This window comes from Bacillus sp. LL01 (genome assembly GCF_001037965.1).
The window spans coordinates 1-14,850 of the sequence record NZ_LFEL01000004.1 but is presented as its reverse complement, the minus strand read 5'-3'; the positions used below and the strand labels follow the sequence as shown (position 1 = coordinate 14,850).

Annotated in this window: 9 protein-coding genes, 22 tRNA genes and 2 rRNA genes; 3 read left to right on the top strand and 30 right to left on the bottom strand. The window is 42.7% G+C overall.

The window, feature by feature from the left end:
• Positions 1-225 precede the first annotated feature (225 nt).
• Together AB685_RS12665 and AB685_RS12660 are read left to right on the top strand one after the other, a co-directional pair.
• Positions 226-1,164, top strand: a complete 939-nt coding sequence (locus AB685_RS12665) for a 1,4-dihydroxy-2-naphthoate polyprenyltransferase (RefSeq protein ID WP_047970982.1) — start codon at positions 226-228, stop codon at positions 1,162-1,164.
• A 112-nt stretch (positions 1,165-1,276) separates the two neighbouring features.
• Complete coding sequence (locus AB685_RS12660; protein ID WP_047970981.1) at positions 1,277-2,020, top strand: TraR/DksA C4-type zinc finger protein; 744 nt, start codon at positions 1,277-1,279, stop codon at positions 2,018-2,020.
• A gap of 42 nt (positions 2,021-2,062) precedes the next feature.
• Here AB685_RS12660 and AB685_RS12655 read toward each other — a convergent pair whose 3' ends face one another.
• On the bottom strand, positions 2,063-2,491 hold the full coding sequence (locus AB685_RS12655; protein WP_047970980.1) for a DUF1801 domain-containing protein: 429 nt from the start codon (positions 2,489-2,491) through the stop codon (positions 2,063-2,065).
• A gap of 152 nt (positions 2,492-2,643) precedes the next feature.
• Here AB685_RS12655 and AB685_RS12650 point away from each other — a divergent pair, with 152 nt between their 5' ends.
• Positions 2,644-3,381 (top strand): lipase family protein, encoded by a 738-nt coding sequence (locus AB685_RS12650; protein ID WP_047970979.1) that lies wholly within the window; start codon positions 2,644-2,646, stop codon positions 3,379-3,381.
• An 84-nt stretch (positions 3,382-3,465) separates the two neighbouring features.
• On the opposite strand, the gene AB685_RS12645 is transcribed toward AB685_RS12650, so the two are convergent.
• The 29 genes from AB685_RS12645 to AB685_RS12505 all read right to left on the bottom strand — a co-directional run.
• Positions 3,466-5,871, bottom strand: a complete 2,406-nt coding sequence (locus AB685_RS12645) for a glycogen/starch/alpha-glucan phosphorylase (protein WP_047970978.1) — start codon at positions 5,869-5,871, stop codon at positions 3,466-3,468.
• Complete coding sequence (gene glgA / locus AB685_RS12640; protein WP_047970977.1) at positions 5,861-7,312, bottom strand: glycogen synthase GlgA; 1,452 nt, start codon at positions 7,310-7,312, stop codon at positions 5,861-5,863. Before glgA ends, AB685_RS12645 begins: the two co-directional genes overlap by 11 nt.
• The gene (locus AB685_RS12635) at positions 7,309-8,325 is read right to left on the bottom strand and encodes a sugar phosphate nucleotidyltransferase (protein WP_047970976.1); all 1,017 of its coding nucleotides are present in this window, start codon (positions 8,323-8,325) and stop codon (positions 7,309-7,311) included. The genes glgA and AB685_RS12635 overlap by 4 nt, the downstream gene beginning before the upstream one ends.
• Before the next feature lie 36 nt (positions 8,326-8,361).
• Positions 8,362-9,519 carry a glucose-1-phosphate adenylyltransferase gene (locus tag AB685_RS12630; protein ID WP_047970975.1) on the bottom strand — a complete coding sequence of 386 codons (1,158 nt, stop codon included), beginning with the start codon at positions 9,517-9,519 and terminating at the stop codon, positions 8,362-8,364.
• Positions 9,520-9,523: 4 nt separating this feature from the next.
• Positions 9,524-11,407, bottom strand: a complete 1,884-nt coding sequence (gene glgB, locus AB685_RS12625) for a 1,4-alpha-glucan branching enzyme (RefSeq protein WP_047971376.1) — start codon at positions 11,405-11,407, stop codon at positions 9,524-9,526.
• Between the two features lie 541 nt (positions 11,408-11,948).
• Positions 11,949-12,020, bottom strand: a tRNA-Glu gene (locus AB685_RS12620).
• 7 nt (positions 12,021-12,027) lie between these two features.
• Positions 12,028-12,118 (bottom strand) — tRNA-Ser (locus tag AB685_RS12615).
• 5 nt (positions 12,119-12,123) lie between these two features.
• Positions 12,124-12,198 (bottom strand) — tRNA-Asn (locus tag AB685_RS12610).
• Positions 12,199-12,228: 30 nt separating this feature from the next.
• A tRNA-Ile gene (locus AB685_RS12605) sits at positions 12,229-12,305 on the bottom strand.
• Positions 12,306-12,312: 7 nt separating this feature from the next.
• Positions 12,313-12,386, bottom strand: a tRNA-Gly gene (locus AB685_RS12600).
• Positions 12,387-12,393: 7 nt separating this feature from the next.
• A tRNA-His gene (locus AB685_RS12595) sits at positions 12,394-12,466 on the bottom strand.
• A gap of 24 nt (positions 12,467-12,490) precedes the next feature.
• A tRNA-Thr gene (locus AB685_RS12590) sits at positions 12,491-12,566 on the bottom strand.
• A 65-nt stretch (positions 12,567-12,631) separates the two neighbouring features.
• Positions 12,632-12,704 (bottom strand) — tRNA-Phe (locus AB685_RS12585).
• Between the two features lie 19 nt (positions 12,705-12,723).
• Positions 12,724-12,799, bottom strand: a tRNA-Asp gene (locus AB685_RS12580).
• Between the two features lie 3 nt (positions 12,800-12,802).
• Positions 12,803-12,879: transfer RNA gene (locus AB685_RS12575), tRNA-Met, on the bottom strand.
• Between the two features lie 182 nt (positions 12,880-13,061).
• Positions 13,062-13,154: transfer RNA gene (locus AB685_RS12570), tRNA-Ser, on the bottom strand.
• A 15-nt stretch (positions 13,155-13,169) separates the two neighbouring features.
• Positions 13,170-13,246 (bottom strand) — tRNA-Ile (locus AB685_RS12565).
• A gap of 4 nt (positions 13,247-13,250) precedes the next feature.
• Positions 13,251-13,327, bottom strand: a tRNA-Met gene (locus AB685_RS12560).
• Between the two features lie 162 nt (positions 13,328-13,489).
• A tRNA-Ala gene (locus AB685_RS12555) sits at positions 13,490-13,562 on the bottom strand.
• Positions 13,563-13,583: 21 nt separating this feature from the next.
• A tRNA-Pro gene (locus AB685_RS12550) sits at positions 13,584-13,660 on the bottom strand.
• A gap of 4 nt (positions 13,661-13,664) precedes the next feature.
• Positions 13,665-13,741, bottom strand: a tRNA-Arg gene (locus AB685_RS12545).
• 37 nt (positions 13,742-13,778) lie between these two features.
• Positions 13,779-13,867, bottom strand: a tRNA-Leu gene (locus tag AB685_RS12540).
• A gap of 8 nt (positions 13,868-13,875) precedes the next feature.
• A tRNA-Gly gene (locus tag AB685_RS12535) sits at positions 13,876-13,950 on the bottom strand.
• A gap of 16 nt (positions 13,951-13,966) precedes the next feature.
• Positions 13,967-14,047, bottom strand: a tRNA-Leu gene (locus AB685_RS12530).
• 8 nt (positions 14,048-14,055) lie between these two features.
• Positions 14,056-14,131 (bottom strand) — tRNA-Lys (locus AB685_RS12525).
• Positions 14,132-14,135: 4 nt separating this feature from the next.
• Positions 14,136-14,211, bottom strand: a tRNA-Thr gene (locus AB685_RS12520).
• Between the two features lie 48 nt (positions 14,212-14,259).
• Positions 14,260-14,335: transfer RNA gene (locus AB685_RS12515), tRNA-Val, on the bottom strand.
• 12 nt (positions 14,336-14,347) lie between these two features.
• Positions 14,348-14,464: ribosomal RNA gene (gene rrf, locus AB685_RS12510) — 5S ribosomal RNA — on the bottom strand.
• Between the two features lie 113 nt (positions 14,465-14,577).
• Positions 14,578-14,850, bottom strand: a 23S ribosomal RNA gene (locus tag AB685_RS12505); the annotation flags it as partial.

Below are 14,850 nucleotides of genomic sequence, written 5' to 3'. Positions count from 1 at the left end.
TCCTTAAAGATACACCTCAAAACCTTTTTATGTCAACAAAATGAGCCTTTTTCCTTCGAGTTTCTTCCTTATAATATTTACATGTAAAATCTTCCTTTGTTTCTTCTGAAAAACCGTTGACACCCTATGTCCCTTTACATACACTTATATTGTATTTATAATATATATTTTCGTTTTTTTGATGGCTATTTTTATATAGCCTTACTAATAGATGGAGGGGTCATAATGCAGCCTCAGACAATACAAACAGAGACAAGCTATCAAGCACCTACAGAAAAGAAATGGAAGGTGTGGTGGAACCTTCTGCGTCCACATACACTGACCGCGGCTTTTGTACCGGTATTTATCGGTACTGCACTTGCACTTTATGATACAGTCATTGATTGTCCGCTATTCTTTGCAATGTTAGTGGCAAGTATATTAATTCAAGCAGCAACAAACATGATTAATGAATACTACGATTTCAAAAAAGGACTGGATAATGAAAACTCGGTAGGAATCGGCGGAGCCATTGTACGACATGGCGTCAAACCTGGCACCGTTTTACGTTTAGCTTTCATATTCTTTGGGATCGCCACTTTACTTGGAATATATATTTGCATGAACAGCACCTGGTGGTTGGCCGCAATCGGGACAGCCTGTATGGCAGCCGGATATTTTTATACAGGTGGTCCTTACCCTATTGCCTATACCCCTTTTGGAGAAATTGTAGCAGGTTTCTTCATGGGATTTGTTATTATTTTGATTTCTTTCTATATACAAACAGGTACCATTTCAGATACAGCCATGCTGATCTCTATACCGATTTCCATTCTTGTCGGAGCAATTCTTTTGGCAAATAACATCCGGGATATTGTCGGTGATAAAGAGAATGGCCGTAAGACGGTCGCAATCCTTTTAGGAAGAGAAAACGCAATCTTATTACTCGCGGCGATGTTCATCTTTTCCTATGCTCTTATTGTGCTCTTTATCGCTTTGGGCTACGCATCATTCTGGTTATTATTAGTCTTTCTGTCAATAGCTAAACCACTTTCTGCAATCAAAGGATTCACGAATAATAACAGCAATGTCACAATGATGCCTGCCATGGTGGCAACTGCAAAAACCAACACCATCTTCGGCTTTCTACTCGGAATTGGGTTGCTCGTAGGATACTTTATTTAACCATCAATCAGCTGATACCTAATCCGTGTCAGCTTTTTTTAATTGGCAATCATGTTTTTCAGAGGAACGTTCATAATACAAATAGACAGGAATTTGAAAGGAGTCTATTTGTATGATATCCACTGATAAAATAAATCGATTAAAGCAACAACTCGAAGATACAAAAAGAGAACTTCAAGCCCACCTGGACCAGAATGACCATTACCAGTTGGAACAAGAACACCCATACGAAACAGTCAGTGAGCTTTCTGCCTATGATAACCACCCGGGGGACCTCGGGACCGAATTGTACGAAAGAGAGAAAGATCTGGCCTTAAATGAACATGCTGAAAAAGAGATGCAGGATATAAATCACGCTCTCCAAGCAATGACAGATGGCACCTATGGTAAATGTGAGGTTTGCGGAAAAAATATTGATGAAGACAGGCTGGAAGCTCTTCCAACCACCACTTATTGCAAAGAGCACAGCCCAGATCAAGTTGTTTCCCATGACCGTCCGGTGGAAGAACAAGTATTGATGCCACCATATGGACGATTTGAATACGACGAGTCAGAAGGCGTCGCTTTTGATGCAGAAGACACGTGGCAAATCGTTCAGCGATATGGTACATCCGAATCCCCTTCCGATTTCTCTGATGATGTGGAGAATTATGACCGCACCTATGTGGAGAGTGAAGAGAATGAAGGGTATGTAGAGGACTACGAAAATTTTGTCGGAACAGATATGTATGGCCAGAATGTAACCGTGTATCCGTCCATCAAACATGAGGCCTACGAGGATGCGCTAGATGAAGAAGGAATAATGACAACCTTTGGAGATTTACATGGGTATGAGAAAGATCCCTATACGGAATAAGTCGAAAGAGGCAACCTTCAGCATCAGAAGGTTGCCTCTTTCTTATTTTTCCGGGTAAGTTTCTCTTAAAAACGCAATAGACTGTTTGATTAATTCTTTTAATACATTCACATCAATATCCGCCACTTTATTTATGTACACACAAGCCTTCCCGGTCGTATGCTTACCGAATTTTTTCAACAGAACCTCCCTTTTCGAATCTCCTGTTGCAAAATAGAGGCTGATTTTTGCCTTCCGTGGTGAAAAACCTATCAGCATAAAATCCCCTTCGTGCCCGGTTGGATATTTATAATGATAGGAGCCGAAACCGATAATGCTTGGCCCCCACATTTTCGCTTCATACCCCGTCGTTTCCGTAAAAATATCTAAAAGCTTATAGGCATCTTCGCGTTTTTTCGGACTTTCCACCGCTTCAATAAATTCAATTACACTGTTATCCGTTTCTTTTGTTTTCAACTCATATGCCACCATTTTTCCCCCTTTGATTTTTCATCTAAATTAGTAGTTCCACAAACCATGTAACTTTCCCTTTTCCCTCGCATAAATATGCACCACTTCATTCCTGCATCAATACATTATCATAGACCGTTATCACGTTTTTTAAAAAGTGAGGGATATGAGAAATGTACTACAGAAATATTTTATCAAGAGAATGGGCTGTTTTTCTAGCCGAATGCTGTCAGATAGCCTATGATCAGTACTTTCAAAATGGGATTTTTTCCATACCTCATGGTTTTGAGTTGACAAAAGAATTTAAAGGAGTTTCCTTTCATACATTGGAATGGTTTGGATTCATTTTGGAAAATGAGGATGCAATTGTTGTTTCCTTCAGAGGAACACAGACAGACCTAGATTGGATATCGGATGCGGAGATATTCCAGAGGCCTTTTCCGTACAGTGGCTCATCCAATCTGCTCGTTCATGGGGGTTTCCTGTCTGTATATGAATCGATGCGTGACGAACTATTGAATAGTATGAACAAGCTAGACCCTTCCAAAACTTTGTTTGTTACCGGACATAGTCTGGGAGGAGCACTGGCAACCCTATTTTCATTGGATTGTGCCATAAACTCTAAATTCCCCTCCATTTATATGTACAATTATGGATCCCCACGTATAGGAGACGAAGCCTTCTCCAGGGTGTACAACGAATATGTCCCTGCCTCCATACGCTTTGTAAACCTGGCCGATCTCGTTCCCTTTGTTCCACCTACAAAAGTCGTTGCTCCTATCAGCAAAAAGACCTGGCACTACAAACATACCCAAACCCCATCACGCTTCCTGCTGACCGCAGGCTCCATCGTCAAAAACCACAGCATCGAAACGTATATTAAGGCAATGAAGGAGAAATTGAAAAAATAATTCACTAAAGGGGTCAGACCCCTAAAGGATTTTTCCTTTCGACGTCGAAGGGCGCAAAAAAGAGGGGCAGGCAGCCCCTCTTTTTTAACGTTTGCTATAGCTTGGCTCAAGCCCCCAGATTTCATTGGCGTATTGTCTGATTGTGCGGTCGCTTGAGAAGAAGCCGGAATGTGCAATGTTTTTGGCGCTCATGGTCAGCCAGCGATTACGATCACGATAGGCGGCATCCACCCGCTTCTGCGCATCAATATAAGATGCAAAATCCTTCAAGACAAAATACTCATCATTCTGCATGAGCAACGAGTCGTGTATCGGCTCAAAGTGGTCATCCACATCTGGGAAGAAGCCGTTAACCAACTGCTCCAACACCTGTTGGATGCGTTTATCATGATGATAATATTCACTCGAACGATACCCTCCGTTTTGGTAATAGTTGAGTACCTGTTCAGCTGTCAGTCCGAAAATGAACATGTTTTCTTCGCCGACTTCATCCTTGATTTCAATATTGGCACCATCCAGAGTACCGATAGTCAAGGCCCCATTCATCATGAACTTCATATTCCCGGTCCCCGATGCCTCCTTGCTGGCAGTAGAAATTTGCTCACTAACATCTGCTGCCGGGAAGATATCTTCTGCCAAGGAAACTCGGTAATTTTCCAGAAAGATAACTTTTAAGCGGCCATCAATCGCGGGATCTTTATTCACTTTATCAGACAAAGAATTGATCAATTTAATGACCCTTTTGGCATAATAGTAGCCTGGTGATGCCTTCGCACCGAAAATGAACGTTCTAGGATGGATATCAAAACTGTTATCCTCCTTTAAACGGTTATAAAGATACATGATATGAAACACATTCAGCAGTTGACGCTTATAGGCATGCAATCGTTTTACCTGCACATCAAAAATACTGTCCGGATCCAGGATTATCCCAGTCTGCTTTCGGATCCTTTCACTAAGTATCAATTTGCGCTCACGCTTCACCTGATCAAGCTTCTCCAAGAACACGGAATCGTTTGCATATACGTCAAGCTGTCGAAGCTGTGTCGTGTCCTTCACCCATCCATATCCAATAGTATCCTGGATTAGGGAGGTCAGTTGGGGATTAGCCTTCAATAACCAGCGGCGATGAGTAATGCCATTTGTTTTATTGTTGAACTTATCCGGGAAAGCTTCGTAAAATAAACGCATTTCACGATTCTTTAAAATTTCAGTATGGATTTTCGCAACACCATTCACGCTGAAGCTCCCAACAACCGCTAAATGTGCCATCTTCACCAAGCCATGAGCAAGAATCGCCATTTCCTCGATTCGCCCCCACTGACCAGGGTACTTTTTCCATAAGTCGGCACAAAAACGCTCATTGATCTCTTCCACAATCATATAAATACGCGGCAACAGCGGTTGAAAGATGTTGACCGGCCATTTTTCCAAAGCTTCCGAAAGGGTTGTATGATTCGTATAAGAAATAGTATGGGAAGTGATTTCCCACGCTTGTTCCCAGCTCATATCTTCTTCATCCAACAAGATCCTCATCAGCTCTGGAATAGCCAGAACAGGATGTGTGTCATTGATATGGATTGTGACACGCTTATGGAAATCTATTAGACTACCATTCTTCTTCCGATAGGAACGTATTATGCTCCCGATACTAGCAGCAACAAGGAAGTATTGCTGTTTGAGGCGCAGAATTTTCCCTTCATCATGGGTATCATCCGGATAAAGAAATTCCGAAACCGCCTCTGTATCGCGTTTATATTGCATAATGTCTTTGTTGGTAGGAAACGGCGCAGGCTCTGCACTCCAGAGACGAAGCATATTGACCGTCTCCGTCTGATAGCCGACAACCGGCATGTCGTAAGGAACAGCTGTTATTGCCTCCCCTTTGGCATGTCTGAACTTCTCTTTCCCATCTTCCTTATAGGACTCTACCTTGCCCCAGAAGTGGATTTCCACCGCTTGATCGGGTTTTCTCACCTCCCAGACGTTACCATGTCTCAACCATTGCTCCGGCAGCTCCACCTGATAGCCATCGACAAACTTCTGATCGAACAGACCATGCTTATAACGGATACCGCATCCATGTCCCGGTAAATCTAAGGAAGCGAGAGAGTCCAGGAAACATGCAGCAAGACGGCCAAGACCGCCGTTACCTAGCCCGGCATCCGCTTCAATCTCTTCGATTTCTGATAGATCAAGACCGAGCTCTTTCAATCCCTCTTCCACGACACCTTGGATTCCGAGGTTCAAGAGGTTACTTCCCAATAGTCTTCCTAATAGAAACTCGATGGAAAGATAATACACTTGTTTCTCATCTGCAGCCCGATTCCTTTCATTGGTGGTGATCCAATTGGCGCTGATATACTCCCGCACCATATTTCCGAGTGTATGATAATGGTCTCGTGAGGTTGATTCCTGAAAGCTTTTTCCGTACATACTCTCTAGTTTTTTCAAAAAAGTAGCCTTGAATTTTTCCTTATCAGAGAACATGCACTCCACTCCTAGCCATTAATGTTGAATACAATTGATTATATTTAAACGCAGATTTAGCCCAGCTATAATCTCGCTCCATCGCTTCTTTCATGATACCTTTCCATACTTCCGGCTGCTCATATATATGGATTGCACGCCTGATGGTGTACAACATATCATGAGCATTAAAATTGGTAAACGAAAACCCGTTCCCTTCCAATGTAGTCTCATCGTAGGACGTGACTGTATCATTCAGCCCACCTGTTTCCCTTACAATCGGAATAGTCCCGTAGCGCAGAGCAATCAACTGGCCAAGCCCACATGGTTCAAACTGAGACGGCATCAAAAACATATCTGCCCCTGCATAGATCTGATGAGCAAGCGGTTCATCAAATCCAATGAATGTCCTCACCTTTTGTGGAAAGCGATAAGACAAATCACGGAAATATTGCTCAAACTGTGGTTCACCCGTTCCCAGTACAACTATCTGCACATCCTCTTCCAACACCTCGTGGAGGACACATGTGATAAGATCCAACCCTTTCTGCTTTGTCAATCTGCTTACCATTGCAATAATTGGAGTCTCTTCTTTTACAGGAAGACCGCATAAGTTTTGAAGAGCCTCTTTATTCAGCACTTTATTCCCCATTTTATTAGCGGAATAATTCGCTTCAATGTATTCATTTGTTTCAGGACTGTACAGATCATCATCAATTCCATTAATGATCCCCACAAGAGAGTCGCTCCTATTACGCAGAACACCATCAAGCTTTTCACCAAAATAAGCAGTCTGAATTTCATCCTTATAGGTTGGACTTACAGTGGTAATGTACCCGGAAGATACCAATGCCCCTTTCATGAAATTGACATTGCCAAAAAATTCGAGCTCATCCGAGTTGAAATGCTTATCATCAATCCGCAACAGGTCATGAAGAATACTTGGTGGGAACACACCCTGAAATTGAAGGTTATGAATAGTAAATACACTTTGGATATGTTCAAAGCGTGGGTTTTGCTTGTACTCCCGCTCCAAAACAAAATTGACCATTCCGGTATGCCAGTCATGACTATGAATCACGTCCGGGATAAAATTGATTGCTGTCATGCTCTCCAGAACCGCCCGACAGAAAAAGGAAAAGCGTTCCCCGTCATCAAAGTGACCGTACAGGGAATCGCGGTTGAAGTAGTATTCATTATCGATAAAATAATAGGTTACATTATCATGTATCAATTCTTCCACACCACAATACTGGTGACGCCAACCCACGTCCACAAAAGTGGTCTGTATCCTTTTCATTTTATTTTTAAATACTTCTGGAATCTGTCCGTACTTTGGTAGGATGACCCGTACGTCCGTGCCAAGCTTTTTCAATTCCTTAGGTAATGCTCCAGCAACATCACCTAAACCACCTGATTTTACAAACGGGACACATTCTGAAACAACAAATAATACTTTCACGAATTCATCAGAGCTCCTTGTATTGACCCTTTTTTCACTAAATAAGGGGAATCCTCTTTCCCTGTTAACACCGTACGATTCTCAACCTTAACATCTTTGTCTAAGATGACGGAATCTAAAACACAATTCTCCCCAATTACACCCTTTTGCATTACAATGCTGTTTTTGATGACTGTACCTTTACCGATTTTAACTCCCCGGAAAATAATGCTGTTCTCCACATGCCCCTCAATGATTACACCATTTGCGATCATTGAATTCTTCACATAGGCATCTTTCGAATAGCTTGTCGGAGGCTCGTCTTTAACCTTGGTGAAGACAGGCTGGTTTTTAACAAATACCTGTTTCCAAACGACAGGATCAAGCAGTTCCAGACTATGCTCATAATAACTTTCCAAGGAGTCTATCACGGCGGCGTACCTTGTATATTCATAGTTGCATATCTTATACCCGCCGGTAATGTCCTGCACAACATCCATAATACTTCTATACCCTGTTTGTTCATGATTCATGAACAATTTTACGAGTAAATCTTTTTCCAGCACATACAAATCCAGCGTTTCTTCCTCTTTCACAACATGCGTGATATCACATCTGTTTTGAATATGGCGATCTAAAATCTGCTTAAAATTCATATTGCTAACAGTATAACTATTGGCGATTACAACATATTTCTGATTGCTTCGCACGAAAAAATCCTCATTCTCTTTGAAATGCTGAAAAGAACCTGTATTCACATTTTCCGAACTTGGAAAGAAGAACAATCCATCACGTTTGCGGTCCAGATCCCACTGCTTCCCTGAACCGAGATGGTCCATCAAAGAACGATACTGGTAACGCGGGAAGATAGCTACATTCTGTATTCCCGAATTGACCATATTTGAAAGTACAAAGTCTATTAAACGATAACGTCCTCCAAAAGGAACAGCAGCTATGGAACGCTTTAACGTCAGCTCCTGCATTTCTTCATTATGGATCGTTGCATCGATGATTCCTAACATAGATTTATTCATAAACGGACACCCTTCCTGTGTTTGATTTTGTGTCATCTATCGGGTTATGGAGAAGATACCTTTATCCATCATTTCCTCAGTCACTAAAATAATCTCGTCTTCATTTTTCTCCGGACAAATGACTGCACCATCAGGAATTCTGATACCGGACGGAATGATCGCCTTGTTCACATACACATTTTCTCCTATTATCGCATCAGGCATGATAACGGAGTTCTGGATCACCGAATTCTTTCCGACATTTACACCTTGGAATAATACGGAATGATCAATCTTTCCTTCGATGAAGCACCCCTCATTCACAAGGGAATCCTTCACATCTGCGTACGGGGCAATAAACTGAGGAGGCTGGTTCGGATTGACAGAATAAATGCGCCAGTCATACTCAAAGAGGTTCAGCTCGCAATCCTCTTTCAATAAATCCATATTTGCTTCCCATAGACTTTTTACTGTCCCGACATCCTTCCAATAACCTTTGAATGGGTATGCTATCAGGCTCTTATTCTCTTCTAATAGCAAAGGAATAACATCCTTCCCGAAATCATGGCTGGAATCAGGGTTTCTATCATCCATTTCCAGATACTCCTTCAAAATAGACCATTTGAAAATATAGATTCCCATGGATGCCAGATTGCTCTTTGGATGTGCCGGTTTCTCATCAAATTCCACCACTTCCATCTTCTCGTTCGTATTCATAATTCCGAATCGGCTCGCTTCCTCCCACGGAACCTCCACAACCGAAATTGATACATCCGCGTCTTTCTGTATATGATAATCCAACATTTCCTCATAATTCATTTTGTAAATATGGTCTCCTGATAAAATAAGGACATATTCAGGGTCAAATTGCGTAAGGTAATTGAGATTTTGATAGATTGCGCTGGCAGTACCTGTGTACCACTTGACACCGGAAGATTCCGTATAAGGCGGCAATACAGTCACTCCACCATTTTTACGGTCCAAGTCCCATGTACTTCCGATTCCGATATATGAGTTCAGTACTAGAGGTTGGTATTGAGTCAAAACCCCTACAGTAGTAATTCCTGAATTTGTGCAATTGCTCAATGCAAAATCAATGATTCTATATTTCCCTCCGAAAGGTACCGCCGGTTTTGCTAAAGTTTTCGTTAAGGAACTGAGTCTGCTTCCTTTTCCTCCTGCTAGTAACATAGCTACACATTTATTTTTCGACATCGCGTTATCTCTCCCCTCTAATTTTCTTCGGCCGCCACATACTCACACCAAATGGAGCAACATTGACCATCATATGATAGTCCTTGCCATGATATGCTCCCTCTACAGCACTAATTTCCTGATCATTTAAAAGTCCGTTCCCACCGTATCTTTGTTCATCCGAGTTGAACACTTCCTCATATTCCGCAAGCAAAGGCACACCTACTCTAAAACCTTCATAAGATGCTCCAGTGAAATTACATATTACAACTAACATATCCGCAGGCTTTTTACCTTTTCTGATAAAGGAGAAGATGCTCTGATCCCGGTTGTCTGCATCTATCCATTCAAACCCTTCAGGAACATGATCCAATTCATACAAAGCTTTCTGTTTATGGTAAAAATCCAATAACTCTTTAACATAGTGATGCATTTGTTGATGGGATTCATATTGGTCCAATAAAAACCAATCCAATTGCTCCAGATCCTTCCACTCATCAAACTGACCAAATTCTCCACCCATGTATAGAAGCTTTTTTCCTGGGTGCGCAAGAAGGAAGCCATATAATAATCTAAGCTGTGCGAATTTCTCGTGGTAATCTCCCGGCATTTTATTTAGCAATGACTTTTTACCATGAACGACCTCATCGTGTGAAAAAGGTAAAATGAAATTTTCGGAGAATGCATACACGATGGAGAATGTCACTTTATCGTGTAAGTGCCTTCTTTGCTCAGGTGAAGCCTCCATATACCTTAGAATGTCATTCATCCATCCCATATTCCATTTATAATTGAATCCTAATCCACCACTGGTAGTAGGAGTAGTTACAAGAGGCCAATCCGTAGAATCTTCCGCAATCATCAGCGCACTGTAATCCTGCTCAAATACCGCCTCGTTCAACTTTTTCAAAAACTGCTGTGCATAAGGGTTAGCATGCTCCTCCTGTGAATTGGGCCAATACAGCATATTTGCCACTGCATCTACCCTGAAACCGTCCACATGGAAATACTCCATCCAGAACAGAGCATTGGAAATCAGAAAGCTTCGGACTTCAGGCTTACCAAGGTCAAAGTTCGCAGTACCCCATATTTCATTCTCCCGGTCATGATAATTTTCATATTCAAAGACTGGTGCTCCGTCAAACATATATAGTCCATGTGCATCCTTACAGAAGTGACCAGGAACCCAATCCAATATCACTCCAATGTCCTCCCGGTGACATGCATCGATGAAAGCCATCAGATCGTTTGGATTTCCATATCTACTTGTCGCTGCATAGTAGCCAGTACCTTGATACCCCCAAGAACGGTCATAGGGGTGCTCTATAAGCGGAAGCAATTCAATATGAGTGAATCCATGGTCCTTTACATAAGGGATAAGCTCGGCAATCAGTTCTTTATAGGAATAGAGCTCGCCTCCATCTTTCTTCTTCCAGGAACCAAGATGCAGCTCATATATGAACATGGGTTTCTCGTAAACCAGCTTTCGCTTTTTCTTTCTGCGCCAGTTCTGATCTTTCCATTTATATCCTTCCAAATCATAGACTATGGAAGCCGTTTTAGGACGAACCTCAGCATGAAAAGCAAATGGGTCCGCCTTATGTAATACATCTCCCGACTCTGTAACAATTTCATACTTATATAAATGTTTGCTTAGATCTTCATCAATATGGATGCTCCACACACCCTCATTATTTAACCTTTCAAGTGGATGCTTCTCTCCGTTCCACTCGTTAAAAGAACCCATTACACGAACAGCCTTCGCATTGGGAGCCCACACAGTAAATCTTGTCCCTAATACTTTCTTTCGATGGCGTATGATATGTGCTCCAAAAAGCTCATAACTTTTATATAACGTCCCCTCATGAAAAAGGTGCAGTTGAAAATCAGTGGCACTTGTAGCAATCAAATTTTTCACCCTTCCGTCATTCCCTATAAAAAGAATATTGTTATACACTACATATTCTCTTTTTTATAATATTCTCCTTTATACGACAAGTCAGAATCGTATGACATAAAGCAACAGAATTTATTCTCATAGGGGAATTTGTCGAAATTTCAATTTTTTAGGAAATCGTTTTCATTGTTGTTCTACTTGAACTCTTGATTTATCAACGTTTTTGTAAGGGGTTACAAACTGAGTTGATTCGACTAAATACTAGGAGGATTTTTGTAGTTATATGTCGAAAAGTTTTTTCGATAACTAGAGTATGATTAGTAAAATGTACACGCTTACATTTTATTGTTATATTTAAATACTAAATTTATTATTGAAAATCAGGTTTAAAAGGAATTGAAAAAGGGAATGGAATAAGTTATAAAAAAAAGATTGGGTGTATTGAAATTAGTAGGAAAAGGAAATTGCAGGAGCGATAAAAACTATTGATAGAAAAGAAGAAAGAGGACAAATAAAAAAAGCCATGATATTTTAAAAATACCACAACTTTTGATGACCCGTACGGGATTCGAACCCGTGTTACCGCCGTGAAAGGGCGGTGTCTTAACCGCTTGACCAACGGGCCTAAATTCTGGCGGAGAAGGAGGGATTTGAACCCTCGCGCCGCTTACACGACCTACACCCTTAGCAGGGGCGCCTCTTCAGCCACTTGAGTACTTCCCCAGAAATGGCTCCACCAGTAGGATTCGAACCTACGACCCTTCGGTTAACAGCCGAATGCTCTACCGCTGAGCTATGGTGGAATATTACAAAGATTTAAATATAATACTCTATGGTGGGCCTAAGTGGACTCGAACCACCGACCTCACGCTTATCAGGCGTGCGCTCTAACCAGCTGAGCTATAGGCCCATAAAAATGGAGCGGGTGATGGGAATCGAACCCACGACATCAGCTTGGAAGGCTGAGGTTTTACCATTAAACTACACCCGCTAAAAAGGGCGACTGATGGGAATCGAACCCACGAATGCCTGAACCACAATCAGGTGCGTTAACCACTTCGCCACAACCGCCATAATAATATTTTTTTGTAAAAATGGTGCCGGCGATAGGAGTCGAACCCACGACCTACTGATTACAAGTCAGTTGCTCTACCAACTGAGCTACACCGGCATGATAATGATTATTTTCACTGTTTGAAAAAATCTTATTATTTTCACCACGTAAAAAAATCAAAGTGGCTCGGGACGGAATCGAACCGCCGACACATGGATTTTCAGTCCATTGCTCTACCAACTGAGCTACCGAGCCATACTATTGAGTTGAAAAATGGCGGTCCCGACCGGGATCGAACCGGCGATCTCCTGCGTGACAGGCAGGCATGTTAACCGCTACACCACGGGACCATTTGGTTGCGGGGACAGGATTTGAACCTGCGACCTTCGGATTATGAGCCCGACGAGCTACCGGACTGCTCCACCCCGCGATAATATTAATTAAGATTTGTTTACGTATGTACTTTTCATACTGACTGTCCCGACCTCTGAAAGCTTATTCAGTGAAGTATATCGATCGGTACAACTCGAAGCTTTTGCAAGAAGCAGATGCTCGTTGCTCCATCCTGCGATAATAACTTCATTCTATACTCACCATAACAATTAAATAATATGGCAGAGGAAGAGGGATTCGAACCCCCGCGGGCTTTGACACCCCTGTCGGTTTTCAAGACCGATCCCTTCAGCCGGACTTGGGTATTCCTCCGCGTATAGAAAGAACTGGTGGACCTTGTAGGACTCGAACCTACGACCGGACGGTTATGAGCCGTCTGCTCTAACCAGCTGAGCTAAAGGTCCTTTTTGGTAGCGGCGGAGGGGATCGAACCCCCGACCTCACGGGTATGAACCGTACGCTCTAGCCAGCTGAGCTACACCGCCAAAAAGAAAAAGTATTTCATTAGATTTACTGGTACCATTGTTATTGGTCTGTGTCCCTTCCTCTGCAAGCAAATTCAAGGATGTAAATCCGTCGGGACAACTCGGAGCATATTCTTGTAGTAACGCTCGTCGCTACACCGCCAAAAAGAAAAAGTATTAAAGTGGAGCCTAGCGGGATCGAACCGCTGACCTCCTGCGTGCAAAGCAGGCGCTCTCCCAGCTGAGCTAAGGCCCCGTAAATGATAAAGGAAATTAATGGTCGGGAAGACAGGATTTGAACCTGCGACCCCTTGGTCCCAAACCAAGTGCTCTACCAAGCTGAGCTACTCCCCGATAATGGCGCGCCCGAGAGGACTTGAACCCCTAACCTTTTGATCCGTAGTCAAACGCTCTATCCAATTGAGCTACGGGCGCTTATAAATGAAAGTTATTTTACTGCTTTAAAAATCTCTGGTGCCGAGGACCGGAATCGAACCGGTACGGTAGTCACCTACCGCAGGATTTTAAGTCCTGTGCGTCTGCCAGTTCCGCCACCCCGGCAAGTCTCTTGGAGCGGAAGACGGGATTCGAACCCGCGACCCCCACCTTGGCAAGGTGATGTTCTACCACTGAACTACTTCCGCTAATATAAGATTAAAATGCGGGTGAAGGGACTCGAACCCCCACGTCAAAGACACTAGATCCTAAGTCTAGCGCGTCTGCCAATTCCGCCACACCCGCAAGATAAATGGTGTGCCATGAAGGACTCGAACCTTCGACCCTCTGATTAAAAGTCAGATGCTCTACCGACTGAGCTAATGGCACTAAATGGTGCCGGCGATAGGAGTCGAACCCACGACCTACTGATTACAAGTCAGTTGCTCTACCAACTGAGCTACACCGGCATATTAAAGTTGGATTTTTTGGATTTTTTCCATTGTATGAAAAAATATTGGTGGAGGATGACGGGATCGAACCGCCGACCCCCTGCTTGTAAGGCAGGTGCTCTCCCAGCTGAGCTAATCCTCCATATATAAATCTGCCTGGCAACGTCCTACTCTCACAGGGGGAGATCCCCCAACTACCATCGGCGCTGAAGAGCTTAACTTCCGTGTTCGGTATGGGAACGGGTGTGACCTCTTCGCCATCATTACCAGACAAATAATATTATATAGAATTAAGAAAGAAAATCAAGAAGTTTTTCAACTATCTTGTTCCTTCAAAACTAGATAATGTGTTCATATCAAGGCATTCCTATCGTTCAAATGTTTTGGGTTAAGTCCTCGATCGATTAGTATTCGTCAGCTGCACGTGTCGCCACGCTTCCACCTCGAACCTATCTACCTGATCATCTTTCAGGGATCTTACTTGCCGAAGCAAAAGGAAATCTCATCTTGAGGGGGGCTTCATGCTTAGATGCTTTCAGCACTTATCCCGTCCGCACGTAGCTACCCAGCTATGCCTTTGGCAAGACAACTGGTACACCAGCGGTGCGTCCATCCCGGTCCTCTCGTACTAAGGACAGCTCCTCTCAAATTTCCTGC

Coding starts and splice junctions, on each gene's coding strand:
- AB685_RS12635 (WP_047970976.1), bottom strand. CDS start 8,325: ATGAATAAATCTATGTTAGGAATCATCGATGCAACGATCCATAATGAA.
- AB685_RS12655 (WP_047970980.1), bottom strand. CDS start 2,491: ATGGTGGCATATGAGTTGAAAACAAAAGAAACGGATAACAGTGTAATT.
- AB685_RS12650 (WP_047970979.1), top strand. CDS start 2,644: ATGTACTACAGAAATATTTTATCAAGAGAATGGGCTGTTTTTCTAGCC.
- AB685_RS12665 (WP_047970982.1), top strand. CDS start 226: ATGCAGCCTCAGACAATACAAACAGAGACAAGCTATCAAGCACCTACA.
- AB685_RS12645 (WP_047970978.1), bottom strand. CDS start 5,871: ATGTTCTCTGATAAGGAAAAATTCAAGGCTACTTTTTTGAAAAAACTA.
- AB685_RS12660 (WP_047970981.1), top strand. CDS start 1,277: ATGATATCCACTGATAAAATAAATCGATTAAAGCAACAACTCGAAGAT.
- AB685_RS12630 (WP_047970975.1), bottom strand. CDS start 9,519: ATGTCGAAAAATAAATGTGTAGCTATGTTACTAGCAGGAGGAAAAGGA.